General features: G+C 67.6%; 18 protein-coding genes and 1 tRNA gene. 13 read left to right on the top strand and 6 right to left on the bottom strand.

What is annotated here, in order from left to right; translation table 11 throughout:
- Positions 1–36 precede the first annotated feature (36 nt).
- Positions 37–1,194: a lytic polysaccharide monooxygenase gene (locus tag AC5P7X_RS12945; RefSeq protein WP_253134584.1), complete on the top strand. Its 1,158-nt coding sequence runs from the start codon at positions 37–39 to the stop codon at positions 1,192–1,194.
- A gap of 114 nt (positions 1,195–1,308) precedes the next feature.
- Here AC5P7X_RS12945 and AC5P7X_RS12940 read toward each other — a convergent pair whose 3' ends face one another.
- Positions 1,309–2,058, bottom strand: coding sequence for a ferredoxin--NADP reductase (locus AC5P7X_RS12940; RefSeq protein ID WP_080104359.1), 750 nt, complete (start codon positions 2,056–2,058; stop codon positions 1,309–1,311).
- A gap of 84 nt (positions 2,059–2,142) precedes the next feature.
- On the opposite strand from AC5P7X_RS12940, the gene AC5P7X_RS12935 reads away from it, so the two are divergent.
- The 4 genes from AC5P7X_RS12935 to AC5P7X_RS12920 all read left to right on the top strand — a co-directional run bounded on the left by AC5P7X_RS12935 (position 2,143) and on the right by AC5P7X_RS12920 (position 5,888).
- The gene (locus tag AC5P7X_RS12935; protein WP_053496779.1) at positions 2,143–3,111 is read left to right on the top strand and encodes an ABC transporter ATP-binding protein; all 969 of its coding nucleotides are present in this window, start codon (positions 2,143–2,145) and stop codon (positions 3,109–3,111) included.
- Entirely contained in the window at positions 3,108–3,899 is a 792-nt protein-coding gene (locus AC5P7X_RS12930) for an ABC transporter permease (RefSeq protein WP_005420226.1), read from the top strand. Before AC5P7X_RS12935 ends, AC5P7X_RS12930 begins: the two co-directional genes overlap by 4 nt.
- Before the next feature lie 127 nt (positions 3,900–4,026).
- Positions 4,027–4,965: a 2-dehydropantoate 2-reductase gene (panE, locus tag AC5P7X_RS12925; protein WP_329841983.1), complete on the top strand. Its 939-nt coding sequence runs from the start codon at positions 4,027–4,029 to the stop codon at positions 4,963–4,965.
- On the top strand, positions 4,962–5,888 hold the full coding sequence (locus AC5P7X_RS12920) for an NAD-dependent epimerase/dehydratase family protein (protein ID WP_206620047.1): 927 nt from the start codon (positions 4,962–4,964) through the stop codon (positions 5,886–5,888). The genes panE and AC5P7X_RS12920 overlap by 4 nt, the downstream gene beginning before the upstream one ends.
- Before the next feature lie 78 nt (positions 5,889–5,966).
- Here the strand turns inward: AC5P7X_RS12920 and AC5P7X_RS12915 are convergent, their stop codons facing one another.
- The gene (locus tag AC5P7X_RS12915; protein ID WP_005420232.1) at positions 5,967–6,764 is read right to left on the bottom strand and encodes a TatD family hydrolase; all 798 of its coding nucleotides are present in this window, start codon (positions 6,762–6,764) and stop codon (positions 5,967–5,969) included.
- 67 nt (positions 6,765–6,831) lie between these two features.
- Between AC5P7X_RS12915 and hrpB the strand changes: the two genes are divergently transcribed.
- Positions 6,832–9,336 carry an ATP-dependent helicase HrpB gene (gene hrpB / locus AC5P7X_RS12910; RefSeq protein ID WP_053496777.1) on the top strand — a complete coding sequence of 835 codons (2,505 nt, stop codon included), beginning with the start codon at positions 6,832–6,834 and terminating at the stop codon, positions 9,334–9,336.
- 211 nt (positions 9,337–9,547) lie between these two features.
- A complete protein-coding gene (locus AC5P7X_RS12905) occupies positions 9,548–9,922 on the top strand; it encodes a hypothetical protein (RefSeq protein WP_005420251.1) in 375 nt (124 codons plus the stop codon).
- A 94-nt stretch (positions 9,923–10,016) separates the two neighbouring features.
- Here the strand turns inward: AC5P7X_RS12905 and AC5P7X_RS12900 are convergent, their stop codons facing one another.
- Positions 10,017–10,556 carry a pseudouridine synthase gene (locus tag AC5P7X_RS12900; protein WP_053496776.1) on the bottom strand — a complete coding sequence of 180 codons (540 nt, stop codon included), beginning with the start codon at positions 10,554–10,556 and terminating at the stop codon, positions 10,017–10,019.
- Positions 10,557–10,730: 174 nt separating this feature from the next.
- The gene (locus AC5P7X_RS12895; protein WP_188248123.1) at positions 10,731–11,588 is read right to left on the bottom strand and encodes a class I SAM-dependent methyltransferase; all 858 of its coding nucleotides are present in this window, start codon (positions 11,586–11,588) and stop codon (positions 10,731–10,733) included.
- Between the two features lie 169 nt (positions 11,589–11,757).
- Here AC5P7X_RS12895 and AC5P7X_RS12890 point away from each other — a divergent pair, with 169 nt between their 5' ends.
- The 4 genes from AC5P7X_RS12890 to AC5P7X_RS12875 all read left to right on the top strand — a co-directional run bounded on the left by AC5P7X_RS12890 (position 11,758) and on the right by AC5P7X_RS12875 (position 16,191).
- Complete coding sequence (locus AC5P7X_RS12890) at positions 11,758–12,714, top strand: aldo/keto reductase (RefSeq protein WP_053496774.1); 957 nt, start codon at positions 11,758–11,760, stop codon at positions 12,712–12,714.
- A gap of 648 nt (positions 12,715–13,362) precedes the next feature.
- A tRNA-Gln gene (locus AC5P7X_RS12885) sits at positions 13,363–13,433 on the top strand.
- Positions 13,434–13,789: 356 nt separating this feature from the next.
- Positions 13,790–14,914, top strand: coding sequence for a slipin family protein (locus AC5P7X_RS12880; protein WP_346607852.1), 1,125 nt, complete (start codon positions 13,790–13,792; stop codon positions 14,912–14,914).
- 56 nt (positions 14,915–14,970) lie between these two features.
- On the top strand, positions 14,971–16,191 hold the full coding sequence (locus AC5P7X_RS12875; protein WP_495214943.1) for an RtcB family protein: 1,221 nt from the start codon (positions 14,971–14,973) through the stop codon (positions 16,189–16,191).
- Between the two features lie 95 nt (positions 16,192–16,286).
- On the opposite strand, the gene AC5P7X_RS12870 is transcribed toward AC5P7X_RS12875, so the two are convergent.
- A complete protein-coding gene (locus AC5P7X_RS12870) occupies positions 16,287–17,192 on the bottom strand; it encodes an NAD(P)/FAD-dependent oxidoreductase (protein ID WP_164263191.1) in 906 nt (301 codons plus the stop codon).
- Positions 17,182–17,637 (bottom strand): Rrf2 family transcriptional regulator, encoded by a 456-nt coding sequence (locus tag AC5P7X_RS12865; protein ID WP_065177851.1) that lies wholly within the window; start codon positions 17,635–17,637, stop codon positions 17,182–17,184. Before AC5P7X_RS12865 ends, AC5P7X_RS12870 begins: the two co-directional genes overlap by 11 nt.
- 183 nt (positions 17,638–17,820) lie before the next feature.
- On the opposite strand from AC5P7X_RS12865, the gene AC5P7X_RS12860 reads away from it, so the two are divergent.
- Together AC5P7X_RS12860 and dkgB are read left to right on the top strand one after the other, a co-directional pair.
- Positions 17,821–19,941, top strand: a complete 2,121-nt coding sequence (locus tag AC5P7X_RS12860; protein ID WP_005420264.1) for a methyl-accepting chemotaxis protein — start codon at positions 17,821–17,823, stop codon at positions 19,939–19,941.
- 252 nt (positions 19,942–20,193) lie between these two features.
- Positions 20,194–21,003 (top strand): 2,5-didehydrogluconate reductase DkgB, encoded by an 810-nt coding sequence (dkgB, locus tag AC5P7X_RS12855; RefSeq protein ID WP_495214942.1) that lies wholly within the window; start codon positions 20,194–20,196, stop codon positions 21,001–21,003.
- Positions 21,004–21,011 lie beyond the last annotated feature (8 nt).

Here is a 21,011-nt window from a genome sequence, read left to right as displayed (position 1 = left end):
CTCGGCGGGTCTTCCACGCGTCAAAGGACGTCATCGATGCAAGCCCACCTACTTGCAGCAGTTGCTGCCTCCCTGTGCGCAGCGCTCTTCGCCTCACAGGAGGCCCAGGCCCACGGCACCCTTTCCAAGCCGATCAGCCGCATCTACGCCTGCCGTCAGGCCAACCCCGAGAATCCGACCAATGCGGCCTGTGCGGCAGCCAAGGCCATCGGTGGCGCGCAGCCCTTCTACGACTGGGCCGGCATCAACCAGGCCGAGGCTGACGGCAACCATCGCCAGGTCGTGCCTGATGGCGAACTGTGCAGCGGCGGCAATGCAAAGTACCGCGGCATGAACCTCAATCGCACGGACTGGTCGACCAGCCCGATCCGCGCCGACGCCCGCGGCCGCTACACCTTCGAGTACCTCGCATCGGCTCCGCACAAGACCCGAGACTGGGTCTTCTATGTAACCCGCGAAGGCTGGCAACCGGGCAGCCCGCTGCGTTGGGACGATCTGGAGCAGTTCTGCTCGCTGGGTCACGTGGACGAGGATGCCAACGGCATCTACCGACTCGATTGCCCACTGCCCAAGCGTACTGGCCAGCACATCATCTACAACACCTGGCAACGCTCGGATTCGAAGGAAGCGTTCTATACCTGTGCCGACGTACGTTTCGAAGGCGGTGACATCATTCCGCCACCAGAGTGGGAAGACGCTGGGGCCATCACCGCGCGGGGTGACCTGGAGACCGGTACCACCCTGGCCCTGCGCGTGTTCAACGCCAACGGCAATGACCTGGAAAGCCCGAAGATCACCCTCGCCACCGGGCAGACCTCCGCCACGCAATGGCCGCTGGCGCTGGGCCACCAGGTCAACGCTTCTGCCCAGCATGCCCGGGTGGGCGTGCTGAAGAACGGAATCATCACACCCATCGCCTCGGCCACCGAGAACCGCGTCTACCTGAAGCCGGGCCATCGCTTCCAGCTCGACACGCAGCTGCCGGATCCGGTCGATCCGCCACCGGGCGACCATGACTTCGTGTATCCGGACGGTATCGGCAGCTACATGCCGGGCGAAACCGTGGTCAAGGGCGCCGACGGCAAACTCTACGCCTGCCGCCCGTTCCCGGAGGGCGCGTGGTGCAATGTCAATGCCGAACCCTACCGCCCGGGCACCGGCTCTGCCTGGCGTGACGCCTGGATCGCGTACTGAGGCCGGGCACCGGGGGCGGCGTGGTGCCGCCTCAGGTTTGCGGGGGTTGCCGGCCAGCGGCCGGCACTACCGGGGTTCATGGGGTTGCCGGCCAACGGCCGGCACCACCCGGGCCTACTTGCTGCTGACGTACTTCTCGCGGCGGATCTGCGGGTTGCCCAGGCCGGCCGCCTTCAGCAGCTCGGCGCAGGCATCGACCATGTCCGGGTTGCCGCACAGGTAGGCGATGTCGGTGGCCGGGTCCGGCGTGAAACCGGCCAGCGCCTGCTGCACGTAGCCGTGCTGTACATCCGGGTGCGGTTCGGTCGGCAGTTCGCGCGACAGGCACGGAACATAGCGGAAGTTCGGGTGCTTTTCGGCGAAGCTGTAGAAATCTTCGCTGTACAGCAGCTCGCCCGGGCTGCGCGCGCCCTGCAGCAGCACGATCTGCACGCCGCGTTCGGCCATGGCCTTCTCCAGCAGCGGCAGCATGGAGCGGTACGGGGTAACGCCGGTACCGGTGGCGATCAGCAGGTAACGGGCGTTGTGGTCACCGGGATTCAGGCAGAACCGGCCATAGGGGCCGGACGCACTGATCTGGCTGCCCTGCTCCAGCGCCTCGAACAGGGCCGTGGCGGCGCCACCGGGCACGAAACTGACCGCGATGTCCACCGCCTCGCCCGGGCCCAGCGCATGGTCGTGGATGGTCGCCAGCGAGTAGCTGCGCTTGGTTTCGGTGCCGTCGGCGTAGCTGAAATGGACCTGGATGAACTGGCCGGGCTGGAAATCCAGCGGCTGCCCATCGTCACGCACGAACTGGTAGTGGCCGACGGTCGGGGCCAGCATGCGGCAGCCGACCAGCTTGAGGGGGAATTGAACAGGCACGACTTTTCGGGACAGTGTGTAGCCGGGGCAAGCCCTCGGGGTCTTCTATAATAGCCCCTCCCCGCCCCTCTCCAGCGCCAGCCCATGGGCGCGAAGGCTTCGAGCTTGGCATCCCAGAACGATACGGCGCCCGCCCTGCGCGTGCGCGACCTGCGCAAGACCTATGACAACGGCACCCAGGCCCTGAAGGGCGTTTCCCTGGAAGTGGCCCCGGGCGACTTCTTCGCCCTGCTCGGCCCCAACGGGGCGGGCAAGTCGACCCTGATCGGCATCATCAGCTCCCTGGTCAACCTCAGCGAGGGCCAGGTGGAGGTGTTCGGCAGCGACCTGGTGCGCAACCGCAGCGCCACCATGCGCCTGATCGGGCTGGTGCCGCAGGAGATCAATTTCAACCTGTTCGAAAAGCCCTTCGACATCCTGGTGAACTACGCCGGGTTCTACGGCGTGCCGCGCGAGGAAGCCGAGCAGCGCGCCGAGGAAGAGCTGAAGCGCGCGCACCTGTGGGAAAAGGCGCAGGTGATGAGCCGCACGCTGTCCGGCGGCATGAAGCGCCGGCTGATGATCGCCCGCGCGATGATGACCCGCCCGCGCCTGCTGATCCTGGATGAGCCGACCGCCGGCGTGGACATCGAGATCCGCCGCGACATGTGGCGCGTGCTGAAGGAGATCAACGCTGCCGGCACCACGATCATCCTCACCACGCACTACCTGGAAGAAGCCGAGTACCTGTGCCGCCACCTGGCGATCATCAACCATGGCCAGATCGTCGAGCAGGGGCCGATGCGCACCCTGCTGGCCAAGCTGGACGTGGAAGGCTTCCTGCTGGACATCGACGGTGACCTGCCGGCGCAGCTGCCGGTGATCGAGGGCACGACGCTGACCGCGCCGGACCCGCACACGCTGGACATCGACATGCCACGCGCGATGGACCTCAACCGCGTGTTCGCTACGCTGAACGAGTCCGGCATCCGCGTGCGTTCGATGCGTACCAAGAGCAACCGCCTGGAGGAGCTGTTCGTGCGCCTCACCGGCAACATGGAGAAGCCTGCATGAGCACCACCGAGCTGACCGACGGCCAGCGCAACCGCATCGCGCTGATGACCATCGTGCGCCGCGAAGTCGCCCGCATCATGCGCATCTGGGGCCAGACCCTGGTGCCGCCGGCGATCACCATGACCCTGTACTTCCTCATCTTCGGCAACCTGATCGGGTCGCGCGTGGGTGACATGGGCGGCTACACCTACATGCAGTTCATCGTGCCGGGCCTGGTGATGATGAGCGTGATCCAGAACAGCTACGGCAACATCAGTTCCTCGTTCTTCGGTGCCAAGTTCGGCCGCCACGTCGAAGAACTGCTGGTCAGCCCGATGCCGAACTGGGTGATCCTGTGGGGCTACGTGGCCGGTGCCGTGCTGCGCGGCCTGATGGTCGGCGTGATCGTGCTGATCATCGCGATGTTCTTCACCCCGGTGCGAATCCCGCATCCGATCGTGATGCTGACCACGGTGATCCTCGGCGCGACGATCTTCTCGCTGGCCGGATTCATCAATGCGGTGTATGCGAAGAAGTTCGATGACGTGGCGATCGTGCCGACCTTCATCCTGACCCCGCTGACCTACCTGGGTGGCGTGTTCTATTCGGTGAAGCTGCTGCCGGGCTGGGCCGAAGCGGCCACGCACGCGAACCCGATCTTCTACATGGTCAACGCGTTCCGCTATGGCCTGCTGGGTAGCAGCGATGTGCCGCTGCCGGTGGCCTACGGCCTGATGATCGGTTTCGTGGTGGTGCTGACGGCGCTGGCCCTGTGGCTGCTGCGCCGTGGCGTGGGTATGCGCAGCTGATGAAGTGGATCCACGCCATGCGTGGATGCAGCAGTCTGTAGAGCCGAGCCTATGCTCGGCTCTTTTTTGCCTGCAATCTCCGGCACAATCGCAGTTCTGATTCCCCCCAGAAAACGGTGAACGTGCAATGCGCATCCTGATCCTCGGCGCCGGCGGTACCGGCGGTTACTTCGGTGGCCGCCTGGCCCAGGCCGGCGTGGACGTGACCTTCCTCGTGCGCCCCGCGCGCGCCGCGCAGCTGGACCATGATGGCCTGGTCATCCGCAGCCCACTGGGTGATGCGCGTTTCCCGGTTCAGCACGTCACTGCTGATGCACTGCCCGCACTGGCCGCGCAGAAGCCCTTCGACCTGGTCATCCTCAGCTGCAAGGCCTACGACCTGGACAGTTCGATCGATGCCATCGCCCCGGCAGTCGGCGCGAACACCACCGTGCTGCCGATCCTCAACGGCCTGCACCACTACAACGCACTGGATCTGCGCTTTGGCGGCGACGCCGTGCTCGGCGGCCTGTGCTTCATCAGCGCCACCAAGGCGCCCGATGGCGCGGTGCTGCATCTGGGCAAGCCGGCCAAGCTCACCTTCGGCGAGCGCGACGGCGGCGCGATCTCCGCGCGCGTGCGCGCCTTCGCTGCGGTCTGCGCGAAGGCCAACCTTGATCACCTGGCCAGCGAGCGCATCGGCCAGGAACAGTGGATCAAGTACACCTTCCTGACCGCGCTGGCCGCAGCCACCTGCCTGCTGCGTGCGGATATCGGCACCATCGTCGCCACCGATGATGGCGAGGCGATCGTACGTGGCCTTTACGACGAGTGCCTGGCCGTCGCCGAAGCCGCCGGTGAACCGGTTCCGGAGGCAGCGCAGGACACTGCGCGCGGCACGCTGACCCAGGCCGGCTCGGCGTTGAAGGCCTCGATGCTGCGTGATCTGGAGGCCGGCCAGCAGGTGGAGGCCGAACAGATTGTTGGCGACATGCTGGTGCGTGCGCGCAGGGCTGATCAGGAAGCCCTGCTGCTGCAGGTTGCCTACAGCAGCCTGCAGGCCTACCAGGCACTGCGGGTCGCGTGAGTCCCGCCTTGCAGGCCAGCCCATTGCCCGCGCGGATACTGATTCTCGGGCTGGGCTGGAGCGGACGCGTGCTGGCCGCGCAGCTGCAGGCGCACGGCGTAGGCGTGGCCGGCACGGTGCGCGATCCCTCGTTCGCGCCGGACGATGGCCTGCCACGGCATCAGCTGCACGCCGACACGCCACCGTCGCCTGCCCTGCTTGATGAGATCGCGCAGGCCGATGCCGTGCTGTGCAGCGTGCCGCCCGACGCGGAGGGCGACCCGGCACTGCGCCTGCTGCTGCCCGCGCTGCAGGCCAGCCCGGCATTGCGCTGGGTCGGCTATCTGTCGTCGACCTCGGTGTATGCCGACCGCGCCGGCGGTTGGATCGACGAGCGCAGCGCGGCCGACGCCACTGAAGCGGCTGGTGTGCAGCGCCTGCTCGCGGAAGCACAGTGGCGTGCACTGGCCGGACAACGCAGCATCGCCTCGGCGGTGTTCCGCCTGCCCGGCCTGTACGGGCCGGGTCGCAATGCGCTGGTGCAGTTGGCGCAGGGGCGTGCGCGCCACGTGGTTCGCCCGGGCCAGGTGTTCAACCGACTGCACGTGGATGACCTGGCAACCGTCATCATCGCCGCAATGCGGCGACCGGCCCGGCAGGGTCTCTACCTGCCCAGCGACGACGAGCCTGCACCGCCGCAGGATGTGCTGGCCTTCGCCGCGAAGCTGGGCGGGTTTGCGCTGCCGCCCGCCGTGGCCTGGGATGACCCGGCACTGAGCCCGACGCTGCGGCGCTTCTACGAGAGCAACAAGCGCATCGACAGCCGTGGCACGCGTGAAGCGCTGGGGTGGGCGCCACGGTTTCCGACGTATCGGGAAGGGCTGACGGACCTTGCCGCTTCGCTCGCCGGGCATGGCACGGCGCTACCGGACAGCGCTTTGTAGAGCCGAGCCCATGCTCGGCTGCTCTCCGTGTCCGTCGCGCTGCGCGCGATGAGCCGAGCATGGGCTCGGCTCTACGGATCAACCCGCGTCGGGCAGGCGGAAGAACGCGCGGGCGGCGGCCGTGGCATTGGCCGCGGTCACCGCAACGTCCTCGCCACGGTCACGTGCCAGCTCTTCCACGATGTGCGACAGGAACATCGGCTCGTTGCGCCGGTCCTTCGGCATCGGCTTCAGCGTGCGCGGCAGCAGGTACGGCGCGTCGGTCTCGATCATCAGGCGGTTGGCCGGGATGTTCTTCACCAGTTCGCGCAGGTGCGCGCCACGGCGTTCGTCGCACAGCCAACCGGTGATGCCGATGTACCAGTCCTGGTCCAGGTAATCGAACAGCTCATCGCGTTCGCCGGTGAAGCAATGCACCACCGCCGGGCCGATGCGGCCTTCGAAGTTCTTCATCTGTGCCATGAAATCGGCGTGCGCGTCGCGCTGGTGCAGGAACAGCGGCTTGCCGTTGTCCGCGGCCAGCTGCAGCTGGCGCTCGAACGCACGGTGCTGCGCCGGGCGCGGCGAGAAGTCACGGAAGTAGTCCAGCCCGCACTCCCCCACCGCCACCACTTCCGGATGCGCGTGCAGCGCGCGCATCTCGGCATCGCATTCCTCGGTGTATTCCACCGCGTGGTGCGGGTGCACGCCGGCGGTGGCATACAGGAAGCCGGGGTGCTGCTGGGCCAGCTGCAACGCCAACGGCGAGTGCTCGCGGCTGGCGCCGGTGATGACCATCTGCACCACGCCGGCCTGGCGCGCGCGGTCCAGCACGGCATCGCGGTCGCGGTCGAAGGAGTCGTGGGTCAGGTTGGCGCCGATATCGATCAGGTGCATGGTCATCGCGGGGGAAAAGTGCCCGCGCATTGTACCTGCGCCCGCCGTGCCCCCTTATCCTTTGCACATGAACGCCTCGCTCTTCCCGATTTCCCCGCTGCTGCCGCAGATCCAGCAACACCTGGCCGCGCAGCAGCGACTGGTGCTGGAGGCCCCGCCCGGTGCCGGCAAGACCACCCAGGTGCCACTGGCACTGCTCGACGCACCGTGGCTGCAGGGCCGCAAGATCATCCTGCTGGAACCACGGCGGGTCGCCGCCCGCAGCGCCGCGCTGTTCATGGCGCGGCAGCTGGGCGAGGAGGTCGGTGGCACGGTCGGCTACCGCATCCGCTTCGAAAACAAGGTTTCGGCGCGCACGCGCATCGAGGTCGTCACCGAAGGCATCCTGACCCGCATGCTGCAGGACGACCCGATGCTGGAAGAGGTCGGTGCGATCCTGTTCGACGAATTCCACGAGCGCCATCTCAGCGGCGACCTCGGCCTGGCGCTGGCGCTGGATGTGCAGGCGCAGCTGCGCGATGACCTGCGCCTGGTGGTGATGTCGGCCACGCTGGACGGCGAGCGGCTGGCACGCTTTCTCGATGCGCCGCGGCTGAGCAGCGAGGGCCGCAGCTACCCGGTGGCGATCAGCCATTTCCCGGCGCGCCGCGATGAGGCGCTGGAACTGCAAGTGCGCCGCGCGGTGCAGCAGGCCCTGGCCGAGCACCCCGGTGACCTGCTGGTGTTCCTGCCCGGCCAGCGCGAGATCGCGCGGGTGCAGGCGGGCCTGCAGGAATCGCTCAATGGCGATGTCGAGGTCCTGGCGCTGCACGGTGAACTGCCCGTGGAACAACAGGCGCGCGTACTTCAGGTGGCCAGCGATGGCCGCCGGCGCGTGGTGCTGGCGACCAACGTCGCCGAGTCGTCGGTGACGTTGCCCGGCGTGCGCGTGGTGATCGACAGCGGCCAGGCACGCGAACCGCGCTACGACCCCAACAGTGGGTTCACCCGGCTGGACGTGGTGGCCATCGCGCAGGCATCGGCCGACCAGCGCGCGGGCCGCGCCGGCCGCGTCGCCGAGGGCGTGGCCTGGCGGCTGTGGCCACAGTCGCAGCGGCTGGAACCGCAGCGCCGCGCCGAAATCGACCAGGTGGAACTGGCCGGACTGGCACTGGAACTGGCGGCCTGGGGCAGCAGCGATCTGCGCTTCCTCGATCCGCCCCCGGCGGGTCCGATGGGCGCGGCGCGCGAACTGCTGCAGCGGCTCGGCGCCCTGTCCAGCAGTGGCGCGATCACCGAACTGGGCCGGCGTGTGCTGGCGCTGGGCACGCATCCACGGATGGCGGCGATGCTGCTGGCAGCGCCCGATGCCCGCGCCCAGGCGCTGGCTGCCGACCTGGCCGCGCTGCTGGAGGCGCGCGACCCGTTGCGCCACGGCGGCGACGCCCTGGCGGCCCGCTGGCGCGCACTGGCCGCGTTCCGCAATGGCCGCACACCGGGCGATGCCAACCGCAGCGGGCTGGCCGCGATCGATGCCGCCGCCAAGCACTGGCGTCGCCGCCTGCGCTGCGAAGCCACGCCGCCGGCCAGCATCGAGGCCCATGAGCTGGGCGACCTGCTCGCTCATGCCTTCCCCGATCGAATTGGCTTCCAGCATCCCAGCGATCCTCTGCGCTACCTGCTGGCCAATGGCCGCAGCGCGCGCCTGCACGAGCTGAGCGACCTGCGCGGTGAGCCGTGGCTGGTGGCCAGCGAACTGCGCTTCGAGGCGCGCGATGCACTGCTGCTGCGTGCCGCACCGGTGGACGAGGATCGGCTGCGCAAGGCGTGGCCGGATCGCTTCGTCACCGAAGACGTAGTGCGCTGGGACAGCGAGCGACGCGCCCTGGTGGCACTGCGCGAGACCCGTTTCGACCGCATCGTGCTGGACAGCCGCTCGGCCGGCCGGGTCGATCCGCAGCACGCCGCGCAGGCACTGACCGCCGCGGTGGCTGAACTCGGTCTGCAGGCGCTGCCGTGGACCGAGGGCCTGCGCCAGTGGCAGGCGCGCGTCGAGTCACTGCGGCGCTGGATGCCGGAGCTGGACCTGCCCGACTGCAGCGACGCGGCCCTGCTGGCCAATCTCACGCAGTGGCTGCAACCCGCGTTCGCCGGCAAGAGCCGCCTGGACGCGCTGGATGAGGCCAGTTTCGGCGAGGCACTGAAGTCGCCGCTGGAATGGTCACAACGGCAGCTGGTCGAGCGCAATGCGCCGACCCGCATCACCGTGCCGTCCGGGCTGGAGCGGCCGATCACCTACGCGTTGGACAGCGAGAGTGGTGATCCGCTGCCGCCGGTGCTGGCGGTGAAACTGCAGGAACTGTTCGGCCTGGCCGACACGCCGCGCATCGCCGATGGCCGCGTGCCGCTGACCCTGCACCTGCTCTCCCCCGGCGGCCGCCCGCTGCAGGTCACCCAGGACCTGCGCAACTTCTGGGAAAACACTTACGCCGAAGTGAAAAAGGAAATGAAAGGCCGTTACCCGCGCCATCCATGGCCGGATGATCCGTGGACAGCCACGGCCACGCACCGGGCAAAGCCGCGCGGAACCTGAGGGCGGGGTCGGATCCCATTGCATCGCAGTGGGCTCTGCCCCCATACACCGCGCCGGGGTCAGAGCCCTTTCCCAAAAGAAAGGGATCCGCCCCCACCCTGCCTGATCCTGAATGGCTGCGGTAGAGTCACACCACGTGCGTCCCCGGCTGACATACCGTTTACGGGCAACGCGCGACACTGGACTTCGACCCGAGGCAAAGGACCCCCGCATGAGCAAGCTGACCGTAATCACCGACCGCGCTCTGGAGCGCGCCCTGGAGCTGGCCCACACCGCCGGCGATGGCCTGAAGAGCGCCGGTGGCAGCCTGCGCAATGCGGACTGGATCAAGACCGGCGCCGCCATCGGCGCAGTAAAGACTGGCGGCAAGGCCGCGACCAAGTTCGTGCGCCGCAATCCCGCAGTGGCCGTGGCCGCTGCTGCGGTGGGTGTCGGCCTGCTCGGCTATGCGCTGTACCGCAAGCAGCAGAAGAAGAAGGCCGCCAATGGCCACGTGGTGAATGGGCAGGCGCAGCGCATCAGCGCGCGTGACCGCCGCAACGACACCGTCGTGGACGAGCACAGCGATATCGGCAGCGACGCGTGAATGTGCCAGGGTCGGCTCCCTTCCACGGGAAGGGATCTGACCCTGAGGCACCGCATGAGGGTCGGACGCCGCAAGGCCTCCGGCCCTTTCTGTTTCAACCGATCTGCCGCCACTGCCCCGGCTGCAGGTCGTCCAGCCGGTACGGCCCCATCGATACCCGCACCAGCCGCAGCGTCGGCAGGTTCACCGCTGCAGTCATCCGCCGCACCTGGCGGTTGCGGCCCTCGCGGATCGTGATCGCCAGCCAGCTGTCCGGCACGGTCTTGCGGAAACGTACCGGCGGATCGCGCGTCCACAGCGTCGGCGCTGGGTCGAGGCGCTCGATCTTCGCCGGCAGGGTCGGCCCATCGTTGAGCACAACGCCATCGCGCAGCTGTTGCAGCTGCTCGTCACCGGGCGTGCCTTCCACCTGCACCCAGTAGGTCTTGTCGGCCTTGTGCCTGGGGTCGGTGAGCTTGTGCGCCAGCGTGCCGTTGTCGGTCAGCAGCAGCAGGCCCTCGCTGTCATGATCCAGGCGGCCGGCGGCATACACGCGCGGCGGCAGGCCGAACCCGGCCAGGGTCGGCCGCGGCGGCACGCTGCGGTCGGTGAACTGGCAGAGCACGTTGAAGGGCTTGTTGAAGGCGATCAGCATTGCAGGCACGGCGGGCGGCGGGCGGCGGGCGGCGGGTAAGGCATTGTCCCACGCCTCGCCACGCGCCACGTCCCTGTAGAGCCGAGCCCATGCTCGGCTCCTGTTGTTCCCTGTCGCGCTGCGCGCGATGAGCCGAGCGTGGGCTCGGCTCTACAGGGTCAGCGCATGCCCCCCTTACGGCTTGATGAAGCGCAGGGTCATGCGGTCGCTTTCACCGATCGCCTGGTACTTCGCATCATCGGCCTTGTCGTGCTGGCTGGTCGGCGGCAGCGTCCACACGCCATTGGGGTGATCCTTGGTGTCGCGCGGGTTGGCGTTGACCTCGCTGCGCGCGTCCAGCTTGAAGCCGGCGGCCTCGGCCATTGCGATCACCTGCTGCTGGCCGACATAGCCGGTGTCATCGTCGTCGGCCACGTCGGCCTTGGCGCGATGCTCGACCACACCCAGCACGCCACCCGGCTTGAGCACGTTGAAGAAGCCCTGGAACATGCCCTGCGCCTGGCCGGCCTTGCGCCAGTTGTGCACGTTGCGGAAGGTCAGCACCACGTCGGCTGAATTGGCCGGGCCGAACACCGGCTTGGCCGGATCGTAGGCGACCACGGCGGTCCTGCCGAACTGCGCGGGTGCACCGGCGTACTTCTTTTCCAGGCTGTCGCGGCTGCGCTGCTGGTAGTCACGGCCGCGACCCTCGGGCACCGCCATCGGATCGACCACCGCAGCGACGTAATGGCCCTTGTCATGCAGCAGCGGCGCCAGGATCTCCGAGTACCAGCCGTTGCCGGGGGTGATCTCGATGACGGTCTTTTCCGGTGCCACCTTGAAGAATGACAGCGTCTGCGCCGGATGGCGGAAGCCATCGCGCTTGACGTTGTTGGCATCGCGGGTGGGCGCCTTTACCGCCGCGTCGATGGCCGGCAAGACCTCGATCTTCGCCGGTGCCACCGTGGCCGGTGCGGCGAACGCGGGAACAGCAGCAAGCAGGGCCGAAGCAAGCAGCAGGCGGCAACCACGCAGGGACGAAGCAGGCATCATCGGGACGACTCCAGCGGAAGATGCGGCGAGACTAGCAGTCGCAGCGTCCCAGGTGTTCACAAAACGTTAGCGGCGTGCGCGTCGCGGAACACTGTTTTGTGGTCGTCGCCGCAGCACGGTCACACATCGCGTTCTATTCTGGAACACTTCCCCCAAGGAGTCCGTGCCCATGACGGCAACCCGCGAACTGGGCCGTTCCGGCCTGCATGTACGTCCGCTCGCCTTCGGTGGCAACGTGTTCGGCTGGAGCGCCGATGAGAAGGCCAGCTTCGCCCTGCTCGATGCCTTCGTCGATGCCGGCTTCAACCTGGTCGACACCGCCGACGTTTACTCGGCCTGGGTGCCGGGCAATTCGGGCGGGGAATCGGAAACGCTGATCGGCAAGTGGTTCGCCCGCAGCGGCAAGCGCGACAAGGTGGTGCTGGCGACCAAGGTGGCGAAGTGGGCCGAACGCCCCGGCCTGACCCCGGACAACATCAATGCGGCGGTCGAGGATTCGCTGCGCCGGCTGCAGACCGACGTGATCGATCTGTACCAGGCCCACGAGGATGACGAGTCGACGCCGCTGGAAGCCACGCTGGCCGCGTTCGGCCGCCTGATCGAGGCCGGCAAGGTGCGTGCGATCGGTGCTTCCAACTACAGCGCCACGCGCTTGGCCGATGCGCTGAAGGTGTCCACCGACTACAAGTTGCCGCGTTACGAAACCCTGCAGCCGGAGTACAACCTGTACGACCGCGCCGGCTACGAAAAGGAACTGGAACCGCTGGTGCAGCGCGAGCAGATCGGCGTGATCGGCTACTACGCGCTGGCCAGTGGCTTCCTCAGCGGCAAGTACCGCACGCCGGCCGATGCGGCCAAGAGTCCGGCACGTGGCGAGACGGTAGTGAAGCGCTATCTGAACCCGCGCGGCCTGCGCATCCTGCAGGCGCTGGATGACGTAGCCAGCAAGCACAGCGCCAGCGCCGCGCAGATCGCACTGGCCTGGCAGATCGCGCGGCCGTCGATCACCGCGCCGATCGTCAGCGCCACCAGCGTCGAACAGCTGCACGACCTGCTGGCCGCAGCGAACGTATCGCTGAGCGTGCAGGATGTCGCGCAGCTGGATGCCGCCAGCGCGGAATCATGAGACCCGGCAGTGCCGGCCGCTGGCCGGCCTGACAGGTACATCGAAGAAAATAATTCAACAAAATGGTTGCGCGCGACTAAATCGTGGTTTATCGTGCGCACCTCGTTTCAACACCCACTGGAAACTTCCCTTGAACGCGCATTCCGTCGCCATCGCCAAACTGCTGCCATGCCTGCGCATGGACCGGCCGGCGTGTGCGTTCGGCAAGGAAGACCAGCTGACAACGGCCTGATGCCCGCCCTGCGGAGATCGGCCACCCCGATCTCCGAGGCCTGACGACGCCCTCGGAACGCAAGTCCCGGGGGCGTTTTCGTTTGCGTCGGCACAAGGACCCGCGATGCCAGAACTGCACCCCGCGCGGCGACCCGCCGCTCACTGATCCAGGTTTTTCTGCCGTGCCGGAGGATTTTCTCCGCGTGCATGGCAACGCCTGGACATTATCTGCATCGCAACCAAACATTATCGCTCGCCGATAATGTCGGTGGCCTGCACCCTCGACTACCAACGGTCCCGTTTCAACCACGGGCTGGTGCGCGCGGCGTTGCCGTGGCGTATGCCGGAGGTCGCGGACATGCCATCGCCTGGATCGCCTGCTGGAGGCAGGCGCCGGTTCGCCGGCACGCGGTTCGATTCCGCGCGGTTCACCACTGGATAGCTCAGTCGGGTAGAGCAACGGATCCTGATTCCGTCTGTCGTGGGTTCGACTCCCACTCCAACCACATGACCTGTCACGTCATGACTTGAAGCAACACCCGGGGCGCAAGCCCCAGCGGCCATCGTCGCCGTCCACGGTCACTGCCCTCGGGCGGGGCGTGGAAGGCAACGGACCGCACGCCGGGCCTCGGCCCGCCGTCACTGCCAGCCACGTTCCGCCCCGGTGCTGCCTGCCGGGAACGACGATGGCAGCACTGCCGGTGCACCGAAGGCTCCGCGCGCGGACCGTCCGCCGATGGCCGCCCTCTTCCGCTGCCTGCACGTGGTGTGCAGGCGGCCTCGCCACGACCTGATCGACCCGGGTCATGGCGATTCATCTGCAACGGGTCGAACCACCAGAGCCATACAAGGAGAGACTCCCATGTTCTGGACCATCAAGGTCGTGATCGGCGACGGCGAGCGCGGCCTGGTGTATCGCAACCGTCGTTTCCAGCAGATCCTGCTGCCCGGCGTGCACCGCCTGTCGCCGTTCGGCGGCCGCCCGCACGTGGACATCCACACTGCATCGAAGGGCACGGCCTACACCGGCAGCGACCAGGACAGCCTGATCGAGGCACTGGGCGCGCGGTTGGACACGCACTTCGTGCTGGCCAACGTCGGCGCCAGCGAGGTCGGCCTGGTGCTGCGCAACGGCCGCATCGATGAAGTGCTTCCGCCGGGCAGCCGCCGCCTGTACTGGCGCGGTTCTGTCGACACCCAGGTGCGCGTGATGGCACTGGGTGACGAGCCGCGCGTCCCGGCGGACGTGCAGCAGCGGCTGGGCCAGCTGGGCGTGCTGCCGCGTGTGGCGGTGATCAGCACCGTGCCGAGCGAGTCGGTGGGCCTGCTGTTCATCGATGGCACGCTGCGGCAGACCCTGGACGCCGGCCTGCACGCGTTCTGGAACTTCAACGGCAACGTGTCGGTGGAGCGTGTGGAGCTGCGTGCGCGTTCGCTGGACGTATCCGGCCAGGAGCTGCTCAGCCGCGACAAGGTGACCCTGCGGGTGAACCTGGCCGCGACCGTGCAGGTGGTCGACCCGGTGCGCGCACACCGCTCGCTCAGCAATGCTGATGAGTTCATCTATCGTCAGCTGCAGTTCGGCCTGCGCCAGGCGATTGCCGCGCGCAGCCTGGACGAGCTGCTGGGTGACAAGGCGGCACTGGACGGTGAGATCGCCGCCCATGTGCAGGCCGCGATCGAGGGCCACGGTGTACGTCTGCTTGGCGTGGGCATCAAGGACGTGATCCTGCCGGGCGAGATGAAGGAGATTCTCAACGGCGTGGTGCTGGCCGAGAAGCAGGCCCAGGCCAGCGTGATCCGCCGCCGCGAGGAGGCCAATGCCACCCGTTCGCAGCTCAACACCGCAAAGCTGATCGAGGACAACCCGGTGTTGATGCGCCTGAAGGAGCTGGAGGCGCTGGAGAAGGTCACCGAGAAGATCGACAAGCTCACCGTGTTCGGCGGCCTGGACGGCGTGCTGAAGCAGCTGGTGACGATCAGGTAGGGGGTCGCGGTGGCGCAGGGACGCGCCGCCGGCCCATCAAGGACATACACGAAGACATGGACACTCAACACAATTATCAATGGCTGCATGCCGAGGGCAGCACGCCGATCAAGGGCTGGGTCAACGGCGTGCCACTGGAGGCGCAGGCGCATGAGCAGCTGCGCAACATCGCCGCGATCCCGTTCGTCGGGCCGTGGGTGGCGGTGATGCCGGACGTGCACCTGGGCAAGGGCGCGACCGTCGGCTCGGTGATCCCGACCCGCGGTGCAATCATCCCGGCGGCGGTCGGCGTCGACATCGGCTGCGGCATGGCGGCCGTGCGCACCACGCTGCGCGCCAACGACCTGCCCGATGACCTGCGGCAGCTGCGCAACAGCATCGAGCGCAGCATCCCGGTCGGCAACGGGCGCGGCGGCGAGCATCAGCGCATGCCCGACAGCATCCATACCCGGCTGGTGCAGTCCGGGCTGGCCGCCGGCCTGGAGAAGATCAAGGACAGGCACCGCAGGATCGGCACCGACAAGCTCGACCGCCAGCTCGGTACGCTGGGTGGCGGCAACCACTTCATCGAACTGTGCCTGGACGAGACGGATACGGTGTGGGTGATGCTCCACAGCGGGTCGCGCGGTACCGGCAACCTGATCGGTACCTACTTCATCGAGAAGGCGCGCGAGGAACTGGCCCGGCGCGTGCTGGGCTTCCACCTGCCGGACAAGGACCTGGCGTTCTTCATGGAAGGCGAGCCGCTGTTCGATGACTACGTCGAAGCCGTGTCGTGGGCACAGGACTACGCCCGGCAGAACCGCGAGGCGATGATGTCGCGCGTGCTGGCCGAGATGCGCCACCGGCTGCCGAAGTTCCAGCTGGCGGCGATGGCAGTGAACTGCCACCACAACTACGTGCAGAAGGAAACGCACCACGGACAGGAGCTGCTGGTGACGCGCAAGGGGGCCGTCAGTGCCCGCAAGGGTGAGCTGGGCATCATTCCCGGCAGCATGGGCACGCGCAGTTACATCGTGCGTGGCAAGGGCAACGCGGACAGCTTCAACAGCTGCAGCCACGGTGCCGGCCGGGTGATGAGCCGTGGCGCCGCGCGCCAGCAGATCACGCTGGCCCAGCACCGCGAGGCCACCGCGCATGTGGAATGCCGCAAGGACAGCGGCGTGCTGGACGAGTCACCGGCCGCGTACAAGTCGATCGACGATGTGATGGCCGCGCAGCTGGACCTGGTCGACGTGGTGCACACGCTGCGCCAGGTGTTGTGCGTGAAGGGGTAATGGAGCGGTGCCGGCCAAGGCCGGCCTCTACCAGAGCAGCACGTTGCGTCGGGGGTCAGATCCCTTTCTGCGAAAGGGATCTGACCCCGGGACATTCAACGCGGCATGCTGTCCTCGGCCACCAGCGCGTGGTGCACGCCGATACCTGCCCGCACGCCCTCGGCAGCGGCCAACGTGATGTTGCCGACCGTGGTCGCATCGCCTGCGGCATACACGTTCGGCACCGAGGTCTGCTTCATCGCATCGACCTCGATCAGCACGCCCAACGGGCTCTCGGCCAGCACGCAGCCGAGCTGCTGCACCAGCGGCGTGGCCATCGCCTGGGTGGCCGGCACGAACAGCGCACGCTGGGCGATGCGGCGGCCATCGGCCAGCTCCACTTCCAGCCAGGTCGGCTGGTCGCCCTGCACGCCCAGCACCGGCGACGTCTCGATCCGCACGCCACGCTGCTGCATGGCAGCCCGTTCCTCATCGGTGATCGGCAGGCCCTGGCTGAAGAAGGTGACATTGCCCCAGTCGGCAAACAGCGGCGCCTTGCCGGCGGACATCGGATGCCCACCAAGCAGCCCGATGGCGCCACCGCCCACTTCGTAACCGTGGCAATAGGGGCAGTGGAGCACGGTGCTGCCCCAGCGCTCGGCCAGCCCGGGCAGCTCCGGCAGCTGGTCGGCGATACCGCTTGCCAGCAGCAGCTTGCGCGCGGCGAGCACCTGCCCGTCGGCGGTTCGCACTTCCACACCCTCTGCGCCGGCGGTGGCCTGCACGGCCTCGGCATGCACCCAGCGCACGCTGGGGTAGTCCAGCAGTTGCTGGCGCGCGGCCTTCAGCAGCTCGGCACCGCTGATGCCATCCAGCCCCAGCACCCCGTGCGAATGGCTGGCGAAACGATTGCGCGGCAAACCGGCGTCGATGACGGTGACCGGGCGGCGGGCACGGGCCAGGATCAGGCCCGCGGCAATGCCGGCATAACTGCCGCCGACGATGAGCACATCAGGATTCATGGTGACCTTCCAGGGAGCGATGATGGGCGAGGTGGCGGGCGAAGTCGGCGCCGAGCTTGTCCAGTGTGGTCGCCCGCAGGCGCTGTTCGAGCAGGCGCTGTGCTTCGCGTGCACCCTCCAGCAAAGCGCTGTTGACCAGCTGCTGGATCGGGCAGCCGCCGCCGGAATCGCGGGCACCGACCTGCACCAGCGGTGGTGCGCCCACGGCCAGATAGATGTCATGCAGGGTGATCGTTGCAGCATCACGGGCCAGGTGGCTGCCACCGCCATGGCCACGGGCGCTGCGAACCAGGCCCGCCCTGTGCAGCTGCGCCAGCAGGCGGCGGATCACCACCGGATGGGTCGGCAGGCAGGACGCCAGCTGCTCGGAGGTGCGCGGGCCGTCCTGGCCGACCAGATGCGCCATCACGTGCAGGGCGTCGGAGAGCGGGTTCGCGGTCTTCATGTAACTACGATAGTTACATTTATATCCCCTGTCCAGGGTCCACATTTGTTCCATACGGACACATTTGTCCTATGAAACAGTTCCTTCACATCACTAAACGAAACGCTAATGTGATTTCCGTCGCACTTCAGCGGGAGCTTGGCGGGTCGATACCGCAATGCCCCTTCCCGAGAGTGCTTCCCCATGAATGCGTCTGTCCGTGCTCCGCGCCTGCAGTCCAAGCTGCTCGGCGCGGTGTCTGTTGGCTTGGCCGTGGTCCTGCTGTGCGCGCTGGCTGGCCTGGCCTCCGCCTGGTTCAAGTTGTCCACCGAGGTTCCGCCCGAAGTCACGCACAGCCGCGACGCCGAACGCCTGCAGCGTGAGTTCCGTGGCCAGGTGCAGGAATGGAAGAACGTGCTGCTCCGCGGCCACGACGACGCGTTGCGTCAGCGCCACCTGGACGCTTTCGACAACGAAGGCCGCCTGGTCGAACGGCTGGCCAAGGGCCTGGTGACCAGCCCGGACGCGCGCACGCGTGAACTGGCCCAGGCGTTCGTTGGCCTGCACGCGCAGCTGCAGCAGGACTATCACGCGGCGCTGCAGGCATTTGCCGCGGCCGGCTACGATCCGGCCGCCGGCGACAACCTGGTGCGCGGCAAGGATCGCGCGGTGGCGACCGCTCTGGATGCACTGAGCGCGCATGCCACGCAGGTGGCCGAAGCGGCGCTGGCGGCACGTGCGCAGCAGGCGCGGCAGACCCTGCTGCTGTGCGCGTCACTGACGGTGCTGGCCGCGGTGCTGTTGCTGATCGGCCTGGCCTGGTGGCTGCGGCGCGCCGTGGTGCAGCCGGTACTGGCGGTGGAAGCCGCTGCACGCGCAGTGGCTGCCGGCGATCTGCAGCACGTGGTGCAGGTGCGCAGCCGCGACGAGATCGGACGCCTCGCCCAGGCGATGCAGGCGTTGCAGTCCACGCTGCGCGGCGTGCTGGATGCGCAGGCCGCGATGGCCCAGGCGCACGAGGCCGGCACCATCAGCCATCGCATGGACGCCGCTGCCTTCCCCGGCGCGTTCGGCACCATGGTGGCCGACTGCAACACGCTGGTCGACGCACACATCCGGGTGAAGATGCGCGCGATCTCAATCATGGGCCGCTACGCCGTCGGCGACCTCAGCCAGGACATGGAACGCCTGCCCGGCGAGAAGGCAGTGATCACCGAAGCGCTGGATGCGGTCAAGCACAACCTCGGTGCGATCAACGGCGAAATCCGCCGCCTGGCCGAAGCGGCGGCCGCCGGTGACTTCAGCCAGCGCGGCGACAGTGCGCGCTTCGAGCATGATTTCCATGCGATGGTCGAGGGCCTCAACCGCCTGATGCAGACTACCGAGCTGAACCTGGGCGAGGTCTCCAGCATGCTGCGTGCCATCGCCGGCGGCCGCCTCGGCGCGCGCATGCACGGCGATTTCCAGGGCGTGTTCGCGCGCATCGCCGGCGATGCCAACACCACTGCCGCGCAGCTGGCAACCATCGTCACCGACATCAAGCATGCCTCCGGCAACATCCATACCGCTGCCGCAGAGATTGCCGCCGGCAACAATGATCTGTCGCGCCGCACCGAACAGCAGGCCGCCAATCTGGAAGAGACCGCGGCATCCATGGAAGAGCTGACCTCCACCGTGCGCCAGAATGCCGAGCACGCGCGCCAGGCCAACCAACTGGCGATCGGTGCACAGAGTGTCGCCTCACACGGTGGCAGCGTGGTCGGGCAGGTGGTGGCGACCATGGGTGCGATCGAAACGTCGTCGCGGCAGATCGCCGAGATCATCAGCGTGATCGATGGCATCGCCTTCCAGACCAACATCCTGGCGCTGAACGCTGCGGTGGAAGCGGCACGCGCCGGTGAGCAGGGCCGCGGATTCGCGGTTGTCGCCAGCGAAGTGCGCACCCTGGCGCAGCGCTCTGCGGCGGCGGCAAAGGAGATCAAATCGCTGATCGAGGCGTCGGTGGAACAGGTCGGTGAGGGTGCGCAGCGCGTGCGCGAGGCCGGTGACACCATGGCCGAGATCGTCGCCTCGGTGCAGCGCGTGACCGACATCATGGCCGAGATCTCCGCGGCGTCGCAGGAGCAGAGCGCAGGCATCGAACAGGTCAGCCAGACGGTGATCCAGATGGACGGCACCACCCAGCAGAACGCCGCGCTAGTGGAAGAAGCCAGCGCCGCGGCGCGCAGCCTGGAACAGCAGGCGAACCGGTTGATCGATGCGGTGGATGTGTTCGACCTGTCGGCCACGGCGACAGCGAAGGACGCGTTGGCGCGCGCGGCCTGAGTGATCCGGTTGCCGGCCAGCGGCCGGCAGCATCCACCGCCGCACGGGTGGCGCCCGGCCGTTGGTCGGGCGATGGCAGGAATCCGTGCGGACCAATGGTCCGCACCCACAAACCGGTCCGCACACACCGCGGCCCGCAGCGGCCTCGTGGTCGTACACGGTGGTGCAATGCACCGTTGCCGGCATGCACACGGGTGCTGGCCTACCCTTTCGTGGATATTCCCGTCTCCCTCCCCCCTGCTGGAGCCCCTCATGACAGTCCCCGCCTTCGGTCTCGGCACCTTCCGCCTGAAAGACCAGACCGTGATCGACTCCGTGCGCAACGCGCTGGATGCCGGCTACCGCGCCATCGATACCGCGCAGATCTACGGCAATGAAGCCGAGGTCGGCCAGGCCATCGCCGACTCCGGCGTGCCGCGCGAAGCGATCTACCTGACCACCAAGGTCTGGATCACCGCGTTCAAGCGCGAAGCGCTGCTGGCCAGCCTGCGTACCAGCCTGGAAAAGCTGCGTACCGATCATGTGGACCTGACGCTGATCCACTGGCCGTCGCCGAACGGCAAGGTCGACGTGCCGATGGAGGAGTACCTGACCGCACTGGCCGAGGCCAAGGCACAGGGCCTGACGAAGGAGATCGGCATCTCCAACTTCACCATCGCGCAGACCCGCAAGGCGATCGGCATCCTGGGTGACGGCGCCATCGCCACCAACCAGATCGAGATCCACCCGTACCTGCAGAATCGCCTGCTGGTGAAATTCCTGCAGGACAACGGCATCCACATCACCGCCTACATGAGCCTGGCCTATGGCGAGGTAATCAAGGACCCGGTGATCCAGGCCATTGCCGGCCGCCACCAGGCCACGCCGGCGCAGATCGCGCTGGCCTGGGCGCTGCAGCAGGGCTTCTCGGTCATTCCGTCCTCGACCAAGCGCGAGAACCTGGCCAGCAACCTGGAGGCAGCAGCGATCCGCCTGACCGACGAAGACATGGCACAGATCGCCAAGCTTGACCGCGGCCATCGCCTGGCCAACCCGGAAGGCATCGCCCCGGCCTGGGATTGATTCCAAGA

This window comes from Stenotrophomonas sp. YJH_SMC_53 (assembly GCF_059369995.1).
Note: the sequence above shows the minus strand (reverse complement) of the source record. Positions and strands in the feature narration are given on the sequence as shown.